The 14,416-nt window shown below is 65.1% G+C and carries 11 protein-coding genes; 2 read left to right on the forward strand and 9 right to left on the reverse strand.

The annotated features are described in order from the left end of the window. The first annotated feature begins 105 nt into the window (after positions 1-105). Positions 106-888 (forward strand): DUF4394 domain-containing protein, encoded by a 783-nt coding sequence (locus ACWIEX_RS06375; RefSeq protein WP_454032250.1) that lies wholly within the window; start codon positions 106-108, stop codon positions 886-888. A gap of 178 nt (positions 889-1,066) precedes the next feature. Here the strand turns inward: ACWIEX_RS06375 and ACWIEX_RS06380 are convergent, their stop codons facing one another. The 9 genes from ACWIEX_RS06380 to ACWIEX_RS06420 form a co-directional block, all read right to left on the reverse strand. Continuing rightward, the gene (locus tag ACWIEX_RS06380) at positions 1,067-3,016 is read right to left on the reverse strand and encodes a TRAP transporter permease (RefSeq protein WP_454032251.1); all 1,950 of its coding nucleotides are present in this window, start codon (positions 3,014-3,016) and stop codon (positions 1,067-1,069) included. A 143-nt stretch (positions 3,017-3,159) separates the two neighbouring features. After that, complete coding sequence (locus ACWIEX_RS06385) at positions 3,160-4,107, reverse strand: TAXI family TRAP transporter solute-binding subunit (protein WP_454032252.1); 948 nt, start codon at positions 4,105-4,107, stop codon at positions 3,160-3,162. A gap of 585 nt (positions 4,108-4,692) precedes the next feature. Continuing rightward, positions 4,693-5,592 (reverse strand): ABC transporter permease, encoded by a 900-nt coding sequence (locus ACWIEX_RS06390; RefSeq protein ID WP_454032253.1) that lies wholly within the window; start codon positions 5,590-5,592, stop codon positions 4,693-4,695. Position 5,593: 1 nt separating this feature from the next. After that, positions 5,594-6,562: an ABC transporter permease gene (locus ACWIEX_RS06395; RefSeq protein ID WP_454032254.1), complete on the reverse strand. Its 969-nt coding sequence runs from the start codon at positions 6,560-6,562 to the stop codon at positions 5,594-5,596. 47 nt (positions 6,563-6,609) lie between these two features. Further along, on the reverse strand, positions 6,610-8,187 hold the full coding sequence (locus ACWIEX_RS06400; RefSeq protein WP_454032255.1) for an ABC transporter substrate-binding protein: 1,578 nt from the start codon (positions 8,185-8,187) through the stop codon (positions 6,610-6,612). A gap of 43 nt (positions 8,188-8,230) precedes the next feature. Next, positions 8,231-9,838 (reverse strand): gamma-glutamyltransferase, encoded by a 1,608-nt coding sequence (gene ggt, locus ACWIEX_RS06405; RefSeq protein WP_454032256.1) that lies wholly within the window; start codon positions 9,836-9,838, stop codon positions 8,231-8,233. Positions 9,839-9,851: 13 nt separating this feature from the next. Beyond that, the gene (locus ACWIEX_RS06410; RefSeq protein WP_454032257.1) at positions 9,852-11,255 is read right to left on the reverse strand and encodes a dipeptidase; all 1,404 of its coding nucleotides are present in this window, start codon (positions 11,253-11,255) and stop codon (positions 9,852-9,854) included. After that, positions 11,252-11,632 carry an AtuA-related protein gene (locus ACWIEX_RS06415; RefSeq protein WP_454032258.1) on the reverse strand — a complete coding sequence of 127 codons (381 nt, stop codon included), beginning with the start codon at positions 11,630-11,632 and terminating at the stop codon, positions 11,252-11,254. Before ACWIEX_RS06415 ends, ACWIEX_RS06410 begins: the two co-directional genes overlap by 4 nt. Further along, a complete protein-coding gene (locus tag ACWIEX_RS06420; RefSeq protein ID WP_454032259.1) occupies positions 11,629-13,002 on the reverse strand; it encodes an acyclic terpene utilization AtuA family protein in 1,374 nt (457 codons plus the stop codon). Before ACWIEX_RS06420 ends, ACWIEX_RS06415 begins: the two co-directional genes overlap by 4 nt. A 137-nt stretch (positions 13,003-13,139) precedes the next feature. On the opposite strand from ACWIEX_RS06420, the gene ACWIEX_RS06425 reads away from it, so the two are divergent. Beyond that, positions 13,140-14,027: a LysR family transcriptional regulator gene (locus ACWIEX_RS06425; protein WP_454032260.1), complete on the forward strand. Its 888-nt coding sequence runs from the start codon at positions 13,140-13,142 to the stop codon at positions 14,025-14,027. Positions 14,028-14,416: the final 389 nt, after the last annotated feature.

Genomic DNA, 14,416 nt, shown 5'->3' on the forward strand with positions numbered 1-14,416 from the left:
GCTTTATTTTTTCGAGCGCATCCAATGCCTTGCTTCGGCTCTATCCCGCATGAGCGCCGCCAGCAGATATGCATGCCGCGGCGCCTGACAGAACCGGAGGACACCATGACCAAGACGATCCGTTTCGCCCTCGTCGTTTCGACATTTCTCGGCAGCGGCCTCGCCGCAGAGGCCGCCATGCTCGCCGCCCTGAGCGGCGACGACACGCTCACCATGGTCGATACCGCGACCCTCAAGGCCGGCAAGCAAATGAAGGTCACCGGCATTGCCGGCAAGATCGCCGGCATCGACGTCAGGCCGGCCGACGGCATGCTCTACGCGCTCGCGGTCGACGGCACGATCTACATGATCGACAAGGCAGGCAAGGCGACGATGAAGTCCAAGATGGACACCGTGCTCGCGGCCGGCGCCATGGCCACGGTCGATTTCAATCCGGCCGCGGACCGGCTCCGCGTGATCGGCTCCGACGGCACCAACCTCCGCGTCAATGTCGATGACGGCAAGACCACGGTCGACGGCAAGCTGAAATTCGCCGAGACCGATATGCACAAGGGCGAAGCGCCGATGATCGTGGCCGGCGCCTACACCAACTCGGTCAAGGGCACGAAGGAGACGGCTCTTTACGACATCGACGGCAAGATCGGCGGCCTGATCAAGCAGGCGCCGCCCAATGACGGTGTCCTCGGCGCGGTCGGCAAGCTCGGCGTCATGCCGAAGGCGATCGCCTTCGATATCGAGACGGCGGCCGATGGGGCCAACACCGGCTGGCTGCTCGGCGACGGTTCGCTGCACAAGGTCGATCTCGCGACCGGCAAGGCGACTGCGGTAGGCAAGGTTACGGGCCTCCAGGGCACAGCGAGGGACATCGCGGTTCTGCCTGCGATGTAGTTCGTCTTGGGCCAGCGGGACGCTTGCCACCTGGCGGGCGTCCCCACCACCTCTCGCCGAACGCTCTATGCACCGATCAATCGTTTCAGATGTCTGCTTTCAGCCGCCACCCGGAATACGACGACATCGTCGCGGGCCAGGCCGGGTCGAGTGGCCGAGCCCGGCCGGGAGCGCAGGCCTACTTCATCATGTCCGGCTGCACGGCAACCTCCTCGGTCACCGGCCCGACGCTCCGCGTCGGCAGCGGGCGGTCGCGCTGCGGCCATTGGAACGCGAACATCGCCGCGGCCAACCCAAGCCCAAGTAAATCCGTCAGCCAGTCTGGCTTCACCAGGCAGAAGGCCGCGCCGACGAGAACCACGCGTTCCCAGGAAGCGCAGCGCCGCAGCAGATAGCCATGCAGACCGGCTGCGAGCAGCCCGATCCCCAGGCAGGAACAGACGAAGCGCCAGATGATCGTCGGCCAGTCACCGATCATCAGCAGCGCGGGCTCGTAAACGAACATGAAGGGCACGATGAAGCCCGCCGCGCCGATCTTCACCGCCGCCCAGCCGCTGGTCCAGAGATCGGCCTTCGCCAGCCCGGCCGCGGCATAGACCGCGAGCGCGACCGGCGGCGTGATGGCCGACAGGATGGCAAAGTAGAAGGCGAACATGTGCGCCGCCGGCATCATGACGCCGAGCTTGATCAGGGCCGGCACAAGCAGGGAGGTCATCACGATATAGGCCGGTGTGGTCGGCATTCCCATGCCGAGCACGATGCCGGCGACACCGGTCAGGATAAGGGCCAGCAGCAGATAGTTCTGCGACAGGCCGATCACGGCCTGTGTGAAGACGATGCCCGCCCCGGTCAGGGCCACGACGCCGATCACGATGCCGGCGCAGGCGCAGGCGAGCGCCACGGCGAGCGCATTGCGGGAGCCGTCGATCATCGCGTCGATGATGATCGGGATACGCACGTTCACGCGCGTCGAGGCGCGCAGCGCTGCGACCGGAAAGCATAGCAGCGTCCCTGCCAGCGCGGCGAGCGGCGCGCTGTAGCCGGAATAGAGCACGGCGAGGATGGTGATGACCGGCACGAAGAGATGGCCGCGCTCGCGCAACGTCGTTCCGAGCTTCGGCAATTCGCTGCGCGGCACGCCCATGATGCCATGGCGCTTGGCCTCGAAATGCACCGCGGCGAAACAGGCGACGTAGTAGAGGATCGCCGGTATCAGCGCCCAGATCACCACCTGGCCGTAGGAGACCGAGAGGAACTCGGCCATGACGAAGGCGGCCGCGCCCATGATCGGCGGCATGATCTGGCCACCTGTGGACGCGACCGCCTCGACGCCGGCGGCGAAATGCGCCTTGAACCCGGTCCGCTTCATCAGCGGGATCGAGATCGGCCCATCGACCATGACATTGGCGACGGCGCTGCCGGAGATCGTGCCGAACAGGCTCGACGACACCACCGAGACCTTGCCCGGCCCGCCGGCCGTGTGCCCGGTCAGCGAGAGTGCGAAATCCATGAAGAGCTGGCCCGTGCCGGTCCGCTCCATGAACGAGCCGAACAGGACGAAGATCATGACATAGGCGGCGGAGACACCGAGCGGCGCGCCGAAGACGCCTTCCGTGGTCATGAACAACTGGTCGAGCAGCCGCATCGGCTCGACCCGCGCGACCAGAAGGCCATAGGCCAGGAAGACGATCGCCGTGAGCGGCAGCGCCCAGCCGATCAGCCGGCGGGTCGCCTCGAGCAGCAGGACGACGAGGATGACCGCCATCGCCATATCGACGGGCGTCATGTCGTCGACATAGTAGATCCGGTTGACGATGTAGTCGTAATTCCAGAACAGGTAGGTGATCGGCATCACGGCGAGCGCGAGCAGCACATAATCGAGCAGCGAGGGCGCCGCATCGCTCCCGGCCCGCCGATAGATCAGGAACGTCAACGTCAGCGCAAACAGCAGATGCGTGCCACGGAAGATGATCGCTTCCGGCGTGCCCTGGCCGCCCAGCGCCGGCGGCAGGATCACCCACATATGGTAGAGCGCCATCGCGACCGCGATTGCGGCCGTCAGCAGCCGCACCACCCCGGCATGGCTGAAATCGAACCTGAATTCGGGCTTGGGAACACTGATATCCACTGGCATATCCCGGCTCTGGGCCGATCCGCCGCAAGGCGGCGAGCCGCGCGGGCCTGCGCGGGCGGATCGGGGGCTTTTCGAGGTGCGCGCCGGAGGCCCGGCGCGCCGGGTGTCAGTCCATCTTCAAGGGAACCGTCGGCCGCTCACTTCGCCGCGACGGTGATGCCCTTTTCCTTGTAGAACCGTACCGCGCCGGGATGGAACGGCACGCCGACATCCTCCGCCATGATCTGCGGCGTCAGGCCGGCCATCGTCTTGCTGGTCGCCGCCAGCGCCGGGACGTTGTCGGCGATCGCCTTGGTCATCGCATAGACCTGGTCAGCCGGCAGCTTGCACGAGGCGACGATGTGGGTGGCGTAACCGATCACCTTCACGTCTTCGCCCTGCTTGGGATAGGTGCCTTTCGGCACGGTCACCAGTGTGTAGCCGGGATTGAGCTTCTTCATGCCGTCGAGATCGGCCGAGAGGTCGAGGAGCTTTATGTCGCGCGCCGAGGCGAGGTCCATCACCGCGCCCGAGGGAATGGCGGTGCCGAGCGAGAACGCCTGGGCGTGGCCATCCTTCACCTGCTCGACCGAGTCCGTGTAGGAGACGAACGAGACCTTGACGTCGCTGTAGCTCATCCCGTGCACCTTCAGCAGCTGGCCGGTGATGAGCTCGCCGGTGTTGCCCCGCGGCTGGGTGGTGATCGCCTTGCCTTTCAGGTCCTTGACGGTCTTGATCCCGGAATCCGCCGGCACCAGCATCTGGAAGTACTGCGGATAGAGCGAGGCGACATTGCAGATGTTCTCGTGCTTCTTCGGGAACGGCGCATTGCCGGCGAGCCCGTCGACGGTCGAGATCGAGTTGCCGAAGCCGACTTCGGCCTTACCCTCTTCGATGGCACGCACATTGGCGATGCCGGCGCCCGGCAGCGACTGTACGTTGAGGCCCGGAACCGCCTTCTCCCACATGTCCTTGAGTTGTCCGCCCAGCGGCACCCAGACCCCGCCTTGAGGCCCGGTCATCAAGCGCATCTCGGTGGCGGCGGCCGGCGCGGAAAGCGCCGTCATGGTGGCAAGACACAAAGCCGCACTGCTCAGTCTCGTCATCGGTTTTCCTCCCTTTGAAACGATTGAACCTCGCCGCCTCTTGTGGACGGTCAGATGAACGCCGGCAGCACCGGCGCGACAATCATCGCGTCAAAGCTAGCGATTGCGGGCCGGCTGGCAAGTCTGGTTGTTGAGGCCAGCCGTTGATGACCACGGGAAGCGGCACGGCGGCCGTGTCCGGCACGCGAGGTTTTTCGGCAATATCTCTTGTAAGTAATTGATAACGTTTGTCTCTATTCTTGGCGATAGGGGAGGTTTTGGCGGCACTTGCGGCCATGGCCTGTCGGCAGCTTGGCCGCGAGAACGGGCGCCAAAATGGGTAAAATGGCTTGAATCAGCGCAAAAATGAGCGCGTCGGCAACAAACGAAATCGGCCCCGAGCAAGGAGTTTGCTCGGGGCCGATCGAGAATGCGCGACGAACTCAGTTTTGGATTTCGCGACGATGGGTTCCGATTGGGATTTCGGCGCTAGTCGAATTCTGGTCGATCGCCGAGCATCCGGTTGGCGCGGGTCTGCCAAATGTCGGCAGTTGGCGCCCGCGGCACTTGGTATAGGACATGCACCGGCCTTGCCGTGCCTCTGGATCAATCCGCATTGCGCGGGTTTAGAACGTCCCGCAGCCGGTCTCCGATCAAGTTGATGGCGACGACCGTGATCAGCAGCGCGATCCCCGGATAGAAGCTGATCCAGAACTTGCCCGAGAGCATATGCTGGTAGCCGTTGGAGATCAGGAGGCCAAGACTGGGCTCCGTCACAGGCACGCCAAGCCCCAGGAAGGAAAGCGTCGCCTCGAGCGCGATCGCGCGGGCGACCTGGACCGTGACAATCACCATCAGCGGCGGCAGGCAGTTCGGCAGCAGATAACGGAACAGCACGCGCAGCGGGGACGATCCGTAGGACAGCGCCGCCTCGACATATTCCTTCTTGCGCTGGACCAGCGCACTGGCGCGGGCGGTGCGCGCATAGGCCGCCCACTCGACAATCACCAGCGCGAGGATGACGTTGCCCACTCCCTTGCCGAGAAATGCCAGGATCATCAGGGCGACGAGAATGGCTGGAAACGATAATTGCAGGTCGACAAACCGCATGATCGCGTTGTCTGTGCGCCCGCCCGCATAAGCCGCGATCAGGCCAAGCGTCGTGCCGATGGCGGCAGCGGCAATGGCCGAGCTGAATCCGACCAGCAGCGAGATGCGAAGCCCGTAGAGAATGGCGGAGAGCATGTCGCGCCCCTGCTCGTCGGTGCCGAGCCAATAGGTCATGCCGGTGGCAGCTTTCGAGCCCGGCGGCAATTGCCCCTCCATGATGTCGAGCTGCATCAGGTCGTACGGGTTCTGCGGTGCGATCCATGGCGCAAGGACCGCCAGCGCAATGATGACGGCCAGCACGGCAAGGCCGAGCATGGCGAGGGGCGAGCTGGCAAAGGCGCGGAGCGTCCGCTGGAGCGGGGTGCGGGTCGCAGGGGCCGAAGTGATGGCGGACATCTCAGTTTTCCAGCCGCACGCGTGGATCGAGCACGGTGTAGAGCAGGTCGACGATCAGGTTGATCAGCACGAAAAGCACGACGATCACCATCAGGTAGGCCACGATCATCGGCCGATCGAGCAGATGGATGCTGTCGATGATCAGCTTGCCCATGCCCGGCCAGGAGAAGATCGTCTCGGTCACCACCGAGAAGGCGATGACCGAGCCGAATTCGAGCCCCACGATCGTGACGACCGGGATGAGCGTGTTCTTCAGAACATGGGTGCGGATCACCGAGCCCTCGGACAGGCCCTTGGCGCGCGCGGTGCGGATATAATCCTGCGGCACGACCTCGCGGGTCTCGGCCCGTACGAGCCGCATCACCAGCGAGATCTTGAACAGCGCGAGATTGAGCGCGGGCAGCGCGAGATGACGTAGCCCGTCGAGGGTCAGGAACGACCATTGCACGCCGAAGAGCTCGGCCGTCTCGCCGCGCCCACCGGCGGGCAGCCAGCCGAGCTGGACCGAGAACAGCATGATCATGACAAGACCGACCCAGAAGGTCGGCAACGAAAAGCCGAGGATCGAGCCCGCCATCAGGGCCTTGGCGCCGTTGGAGTTCGGCCTGACGCCGGCATAGAGGCCAAGCGGCACGCCGACGATCACGGCCAGCAACATGGCGGCGACCGCCAGTTCCAGCGTAGCCGGCATCCGCTGCAGGATGACTGACAGCGCCGGTTCGCTGAAGACGAAACTGCGCCCCAGGTTGCCGCGGACGGCACCACCAAGGAACGAGAAATACTGCTCCCAGAGAGGCCGATCGAGGCCGAAGGACGCGATGACGCGCAGCCGCTCGTCCTGAGTTGCGTCGGGCGGCAGGAGCACCGCGACCGGGTCCCCGATCACGTTCACGCCGATGAAGACGATGACGGTCATCGCAAGGACGACCGCGATTGCCTGGACCACACGCTTGGCAAGCCAGCTGATCATGGGGCTTTCCTGTCAGCGGCGGGCTCCGGAGAGCCCGCCGACGATCTTCACTTTGCGGGATGCGCATCCATCGCGAGCGTGCGCTCGTCGCGGCGGGCGTCGATGCTGATCCCCTTGCGGGTCACCCAGGCGTTGTCGAGGATGTAGAGCGGGATGATCGGCAGGGTGCGGGCGAAGGTCTCAGTCGCGGCGACGAAGAGCTTCTCGCGCTTGGCGTCGTCGATCGTCGCGAGAGCCTCGACGATCTGCTTGTCGAGCGCCGGGTCGCTGTAGCGGCCGTAATTGAAGACGCCGAGGCCGCGCGCTGGCGTGTTGGTGGCGACCACGTTCGACAGCAGATAGCCTGCCTCGCCGGTCGGGCTGCCCCAACCCCAGAGAGCGACACCGAATTCCTGCTTGCCGCCACGGCCGACATAGCTGCTCCAGGGCAGCGTCTCGACCGCGGTCTTCACGCCGATGCGGGTCCACATCTGCGCGATCGCCTGCGCCGTCGCGGCATCGTTCGGATAGCGGTCGTTGGGCGAGAACAGCGTCAGCTTGAAGCCTTCGGGGAAACCAGCCTCGGCCAGCAGCGCCTTGGCCTTGTTCGGATCGTAAGGCGGAACCGCCACGCTCTTGGCATAGGAATAGGTGCCCGGCGGCAGCCACTGGCCGGTCGGGCGGGCCGTCTTCTGCATGATACGATCGGCCAGCCCCTGGCGGTTGATGGCGATGGAGAGCGCCTGCTTGACCTTCACATCCAGCAGCGGGTTCTTCGGCAGCGACTTGCCGTCATTGGCGGTAACGGTGGCCGCGACCGGCTCCTGGGAATTCAAGGCGAGATAGATGACGCGCAGGCCCTCGGTCGTCGCGATGGTGACGCGCTGATCGGTCTTCAGCTTTTCCAGGTCGCCGGCCGGCGGAGTGTCGATCACGTCGACATCGCCCGAAAGAACCGAGGCGACGCGCGCGCCGGCATTGGTGATCATCCGCAGCGTGACCTTGTCCCAGGCCTGCTTCGGCCCCCACCAACCATCGTTGCGCGTAAGCTCCACGCGGTCGCCAGGCGTGTAGCTCACGAACTTGTACGGCCCGGTGCCGATCACGGCCTTGCCGGTGTTGTAGTCCTCGGTCGTCGCCTTCTCGCCGACATGGGGCGAGATGATCGGCACGAAAGCAAGCTCGCGCGGCAGGTTCGGAGCCGGTTCGCCGGTGTCGATGCGCAGGGTCAGCGGGTCGACAATCTCGACCTTCTTCACTGCGCGGAGGAAGCCGCCGAAGCCGCCGGGGCTGTTCGGTACGTTGCGGGCGCGCTCATAGGTGAAGGCGACATCGTCAGCGGTGAAGGGCTTGCCGTCATGCCAGGTCACGCCCGGGCGCAGCTTGAACTCCCAGACGGTGTCGGAGATCGTCTTCCAGCTCAGCGCGAGGCCGGGCTTCAGGCTGACATCCGGCGCACGGTCGACGAGACGGTCGAAGATGTGCATCGCGACCGAGTGGTTCGGCGTCGCGTTGTAGAAATGGGGATCCATCGAGGTGAAGGCCCCGCCGATCGCGATCCGCAACGGCTCGGCCTGAACCGCGCCCGTGCCCGCGCCGGCCATGACGGCGCCGGCAACGAGCAGTCCTCGCATGAGTTGTTTCATCGGTTCGTTCCCTTCCTTTTCTGGAAATGTCTCAGCCGCGGCTTCAGCCGCGCAGCCACATGCCGTCGCGCTGCGGATCAGCTCCCGCCGACAGGCGTCCGTCCTGGCTCAGCACGGCGTGCAGCGCCGCGAAGGCAAAACCCTGATGGGAACGGGCGACCCGATATCCCTCGCGCTCCAGTTCGGCGGTGACGTAACGCGGGATGCGGTTGGAGACGTCGATCGCATTGCTGGTCACGCTGATGCGTGGCGCAGCCACCGCGTCGAAGATCGGCATGCCGAAATCCACGACATTGCTGATGCCCTGCGCCATGGCCGGCAGGATCGCGGTGCCGCCGGGCGCGCCGATGACGATGAACGGCTGATCGTCCCGGAAGACGATGCTCGGCATCTGCGAACTGGTGCGGCCCTTGTTCGGCGCCAGCGATCCCGGCCTGCCGGGCCGTGGGTCGAAGGCGCTCATCAGGCCGTTATACATAAAGCCAAGGCCGTCGGTGATGACACCGCTCGGGATGTTCAGCGTGTGGGTCAGGGTGACGGCGTTGCCGTCCTTATCGACGACACAGACTTGCGTGGTGTCTTTGGGCTCCGGCTTCAGTGTCAGGCGCTCCAGCGAGGCCTTTTCGCCGCGCCGGATGCTCTCGGCAAGCGCGGCCGCATAGTCCTTCGAGAGTAGCCGATCAACCGGGACCTCGACGAATTCGGGGTCGCCGATATGGGTGTCCTTGTCGATGGTAACGCGCTTCAGCGCCTCGGTCAGGATGCGCAGGTGTTCCGTGCCGTTATGCTCGAGGGCGCCGATCTCGAAGCCTTCCAGCACATGCAGCAGCTGGATCAGCGAGACGCCGCCTCCAGGGGGGCGGACGCTGGCGATACGGTGGCCCCGATAGCTGCCCCAGACCGGCGAAGATCGCCGCAATTCGTATTGAGCGAGGTCGTCATAGGCGAGCAGGCCGCCATGGGCCTCCATGTCGGCGGCGATCTGCTCCGCGATCTCGCCGCGATAGAAGATATCGGGACCCGCGGTGGCGATGCGTTCCAGCGTGCGCGCCAGGTCGGGATTGGCGACGATGTCGCCCGGCCGCTTCATGCTGCCGTCCGCGCGGAAATAAACGTCGCGCCCGGTCGCACTGAAGCGCAGCAGCTTCTCGTTCGGCACCCGGCCCATGGCCGAAGGGTCGAGCGTCATGAAGTAATGCATGTACGGACGGATCATGAAGCCGTCCTGCGCATAAGCGATGGCCGGCGCCATGACATCGGCGAGATCCATCGTGCCGTAGTCCGACAGCGCCGTCGTATAACCCTTGAGATTTCCGGGCGAGCCGATCGACTGATAGCCGATCTCGTTGACCTGCCCCTCGACGATGAAGGAAAAGCCGTCCGGCGCCTCGCCAAGCAGCTTGTCAGCCCACATGTCGGCCCGCGTCGCGCGCGGGCTGCGCGCATAGAACTCAAGCGCTTCATGCGCGCCGCGTCGCGGCATGTAGATCTGCATCGAGCCGTAGCCGGCGATGCCGGTCATCTGCGGATCGACGACACTCTGCACGAAGGCGCAGGCGATCGCGGCGTCGACGGCATTGCCGCCCCGGCGGAGAACCAGGGCGCCGGCCTCGACGGCTTCGGGCTGTGCAGCAACGATCATTCCGGCCATGGCGGTGCTCTCCTCACTCGGCCTGCTGGTGGAATGCGGAAGGGGCGTATTGCGCCAGTTCCTGCAGCAGCATCGGCCAGGCCCGGAGGCCGAGCGCGACCGAGGGAACATGGAAGAACTCGTTGGGCGCGTGGACGTCCTCGTCCGGCAGGTTGAAGCCGAACATCAGCGTGTCCAGGCCCATCGTCTCCTTGAAGATCGCCGTGATCGGCACGGTCGCACCGAGGCGCACATGGACCGGCTCCTGCCCGGAGGTCTGGCGCAACACGGTCGCCGCCGCCTGGACCAGCGGATGCTCCGCCGCCAGCGTGGACGCGGGCGAACCGCCGCCGATCGCCTCGAAGCCGACCTTAACGCCCGGCCTTGCCGCTGCGAGGATGTGCTCCTTCAGCGCCGCGCCGGCCTGGTCGGGGTCCTGCCCCGGCGCGAGGCGGATCGTGATCTTGGCGCGGGCCTCGTCCGGGATCACGGTCTTGGAACCGGCGCCGGTATAGCCGCCCCACATGCCGTTCACGTCGATTGCCGGACGCAGCGTCAGGCGTTCGCGGATGCTGTAGCCGGGCTCGCCAGCGGCAATGCCGCCGACATCGGCGACGAAAGCCGCCTCGTCGAAAGGCAGGGCTGCCGTATCCTGCCGGTCGCGGTTCGAGAGCTGGCGCACGGCATCCATCAGAGCCGGGACGGCGATGGCGCCGTCCGCGTCATGCAGCGAGGCCACGATGGCCGCGAGCTCGTGAAGGGCATTGCGGACCGAGCCGCCATAGCGGCCGGAATGCAGCTCCTTGTCGGCGGTGCGGACAACCAGTTCGAGCTTGGTCAGGCCGCGCGCACCGACATTGATCGTAGGCACGGTTGGGCTTGCCCGGCCGCCATCGGCCGAGATCATCGCATCGGCTTTCAGCAGGTCGCCATAGCGGCGCACGATCTCGTGCAGGCTCGGGCTGCCGGTTTCTTCCTCGCCCTCGATGAAAAGCTTGATGTTGACCGGGCAGCGCCCCTCGACGGCAAGGAAAGCTGCCACCGTCTCGATCGCGATCGTGGTGGAGCCCTTCACGTCGGAGGCGCCCCGTGCATAAAGGCGCCCATCGCGGATCGTCGGCTCGAAGGGCGGCGATTGCCACAGCGCCAGCGGGTCCGGCGGCTGCACGTCGTAATGCCCGTAAACGATGATGGTCGGGGCGCCCGGCGCACCGAGCCAGGCGCCATAGACCGCAGGCTGTCCGCCACCGTCGAGAAGCTGGACGTCGGTCAGGCCGATGCCCTTCAGCCAATCCAGCAGGAAAGCCCGCGTGTCGGCCATGCCCTGCGCATAGGCGGGGTCGGTGCTGACGCTTGGCAGCCTGAGGAAGGCATCGAGCCGCGCCATCACCTCGTCATGGCGACGCTGCAGATAGTCGACGACGGGTTCGGCGCTCATCGCGAGCCTCCGTTCGGGAGTTCGGCAGAAGGCTCTTCGGCCGGAGCCAGCAGCCCCGCCGGCATCTCGATCTCGGCAGCGAGCAGCATGAACGACAATGTCTTGCCGTGGCCGTCCAGCCCGAGGCTGCCGTTGACGCCGCCGTCCAGCACGTCGTCGAGGACGAAGTTGAAGGCATGGAGCTTCGCCAACTCATAACGCTTGACGGCAGTCGGCTTGCGCTCGCGAAAGACGCGCGCGACGAAATCCTCCGTCAGCCGCTCGCGGAGCGGTTCGAAGAACCGTGGCTCGCGACAGATCACGGCAATATTGAGCCGGTTGCCTTTGTCGCCGGAGCGGGCATGAGCGAGCTCGTAGAGAGAAACCGCGCGTGTCATGCTGTCTCCAGAAGCGAGATCTGCGGAGTGACGTGCTTGCGGTCGACCAGGCAGGAAGCGCTGCGCAGCCGCGGAGTCAGGCGCTTGCGGACGCCGCCACCGCCGGCAGGGCCGGCGCAATACAGGGCCTCGACCTCGTCGAGCAGGCATTCCGCCGCGGCGCGATCGGCCGTCTCGGCCGCGAACCGAACGCGCAGATCCCCGTCGCGGACACCCGGAATCTCGGCACTCAGCAGTGAGCCGGATGTATCGCCGAAGACGCTGACGATACCGATCAGGTCGGCACGGACATGCAAGGATGGATGCAGGCAGCCGACACGCTTCACCACCGTCTCGATGGCCAGTGCGGCGCGAGCCTTCGCGTTCGGGCCGGCATAGGAAATCTCTGCCTCGGCCAGCACTCCGCCGTCGAAGCACACCGTCGCCTTCAACATCTCCGGGCGGGCGTTTCCGCGTGCGCCTGTCACCCGGACGCGATCAGGCCCTATCTCCGCCAGCTCGACCTGCGTGAGATCGAGGATCGCATCCGGCGTCAGATAGGCGGCCGGGTCGTGGATTTCGTAGAGGATCTGTTCCGTGACGGTCCGACGGTCGACGAGGCCGCCTGTCCCGGCCGGCTTGGTGATGGTGAAAGCGCCGTCCGGATCGACCTCGGCGATCGGATAGCCCAGCACATCCATCCCCGGCACGTCCTTGACGCCGGGATCGGCGAAATAGCCGCCCGTTACCTGCGATCCGCATTCGAGGAGATGGCCTGCGAGAATGCCGGACGCCAACCTGTCCCAATCGTCATCCGCCCAGCCGAAGCTGTGTTTCAGCGGGCCGAGGACGAGGGCCGGGTCGGCGACGCGTCCGGTCACGACGATATCGGCTCCCTCTGCCAATGCCTCGGCAATCGCATCCGCGCCCAGATAGGCATTGGCAGAGATGATCGCAGGCTCGCCGCTCAGCAGCGTGCCGTCAGTTTCGAGACGGGCGAAGTCGGCCGCTGTGAAGGTGTCGCGAAGATCGTCGCCTGCGACCACCGCGATCTTGAGATCGGTACAGCCGAGCTCGGCAGCCCAGGTCTTGATCTTGGCCGCTGCACCAAAAGGATTGGCTCCGCCGAAATTGCCGATGATCTTGATGCCCGCCGCCGCGCAGGGCGCCAACGCGGGCAAAATCAGGCGCTTCAGAGCCGGCACCTCGCCACGTGTCTGATCCGCGAGGCGGTCAAGCTGCGCAAGCGCAAGCGTGCGCTCGGCCAGGGTCTCAAAAATCAGGTAGCGCGGCCCCTCGTGACGCGAAAGCGTCTCGATCAGCGGCCCCGAAGCGTCGGCGCGATCCCCTGCGAAACCGGCCGCGGCTCCAATCCAAACCTGCTGTGCCACTGGGTTTCCGCTCCACCTGCGTATGTCGTGCGCAATCGGTGCAGCAAACGTCTGCAAGAAAAAATGTCAAATAATGACTGTTAATTTATATATAAGTCTGAGCTATGAATGGGTGCGCTTCCCGCCTGGGCTCCCCGATGAATCTCACCCTTCGCCAGCTCGAAATCCTTGTTGCCATCGGCGATACCCTGAGCCTGACTGCAGCGGCGGAGAAACTCGGCGTCTCGCAGCCTTCCGTCAGCGAAACGTTGAGGCGCGTCGAGGATGAACTGGGCTGCAAGTTGGCCGACCGGACGACGCGGCAACTTGCCTTGACCTATGAAGGTCATCATGTCGTGGCCAGCGCCCGGGAAGCCATGCGCAGCCTGGCTGGTACCTTCGAGGCGATCGCGAGGCGTGGCGATGGCGTCCATGGCCGTCTTTCCATTGCTGCGCTGCCGTCAGCCGTCTGTACGCTGCTTCCGCCCGTGCTGCGCGCCTTCCGCCAACGTTACCCGGGCATCGAGGTGTTAGTACGCGATACGTTGCAGGACCGGGGGCTGGCGATGCTGGAAGACGGCAGCGTCGATCTCGTTCTCGCAGGCCGGCACACGGGCCAGGGTTCGCTTGTGTTCGAGGAGATCGCGAGTGATCAACTCAAGCTGGTCGTATCCCGCCTCCATCCCCTGTCCGGGCGCGACAGCGTCGACTGGAGCGAGCTCGGGGCGTTCGAATTCATCGCGATGTCCCCGTCTTCTTCCGTCAGGCGTCTGACCGATGCAGGCTTCATCCACGCCAATCTGCCGACAACGCCGACTTACGAAGTCGACCAGATTTCTTGCGCTGCTGCGCTCGCAGCCGCCGGGCTTGGTATAACCGTGCTCCCAACGATGACCTTCGCGATGTTCAATGCCGATGAACTGACCGTGATCCCGCTGGTCGCGCCGACCATAGAGCGCAGCATCGGCATGACGTGGTTGAAGGATCGGCCCCTCTCGGCCAGTGCGATCAAGTTCGTCGCCATCTTGCGCGCCACACGCGCTTAATTTGAATGGGCGAGCGTGCGTGGGCTTTCGGCTGCGTAGGGTGGTCGCTGCGCCTCGCCGCTCGACCAATCGCCCGGGTGTAGCCTGATTGAAGGTCGAAGAGCCACGAGACGGCGGGTCCGCTTCTCGGAAATGTCTCAATGTCCGGTTCTGGCGCGTCTCGGCGTCCAGGCGGGCTCTGTGCCGCGCAATGAAAGCAGACTTTGGACATGTCCAAGCAGGCGCAGAGAGCTGACTCAACGCGTTTTTGGAGCGTTGCCGCCTGCGGTATAATCGCGCCTCATAAGCGAAACGTGGTCATGGAGGCTGATATCGTTTCTTGCTGATTGCCCCCCCAGCCCCGACCATCACGGCATAAGAGATTTGCGCTGTTCAGCGAAGGCAGCCCG

Source organism: Allobosea sp. NPDC055353, assembly GCF_053644975.1.

What these genes read in the sequence shown, in the direction of transcription:
- ACWIEX_RS06425 (WP_454032260.1), top strand. Translation starts at nt 13,140, where the DNA reads ATGAATCTCACCCTTCGCCAGCTCGAAATCCTTGTTGCCATCGGCGAT.
- ACWIEX_RS06385 (WP_454032252.1), bottom strand. Translation starts at nt 4,107, where the DNA reads ATGACGAGACTGAGCAGTGCGGCTTTGTGTCTTGCCACCATGACGGCG.
- ACWIEX_RS06375 (WP_454032250.1), top strand. Translation starts at nt 106, where the DNA reads ATGACCAAGACGATCCGTTTCGCCCTCGTCGTTTCGACATTTCTCGGC.
- ggt (WP_454032256.1), bottom strand. Translation starts at nt 9,838, where the DNA reads ATGGCCGGAATGATCGTTGCTGCACAGCCCGAAGCCGTCGAGGCCGGC.
- ACWIEX_RS06410 (WP_454032257.1), bottom strand. Translation starts at nt 11,255, where the DNA reads ATGAGCGCCGAACCCGTCGTCGACTATCTGCAGCGTCGCCATGACGAG.
- ACWIEX_RS06400 (WP_454032255.1), bottom strand. Translation starts at nt 8,187, where the DNA reads ATGAAACAACTCATGCGAGGACTGCTCGTTGCCGGCGCCGTCATGGCC.
- ACWIEX_RS06415 (WP_454032258.1), bottom strand. Translation starts at nt 11,632, where the DNA reads ATGACACGCGCGGTTTCTCTCTACGAGCTCGCTCATGCCCGCTCCGGC.
- ACWIEX_RS06395 (WP_454032254.1), bottom strand. Translation starts at nt 6,562, where the DNA reads ATGATCAGCTGGCTTGCCAAGCGTGTGGTCCAGGCAATCGCGGTCGTC.
- ACWIEX_RS06390 (WP_454032253.1), bottom strand. Translation starts at nt 5,592, where the DNA reads ATGTCCGCCATCACTTCGGCCCCTGCGACCCGCACCCCGCTCCAGCGG.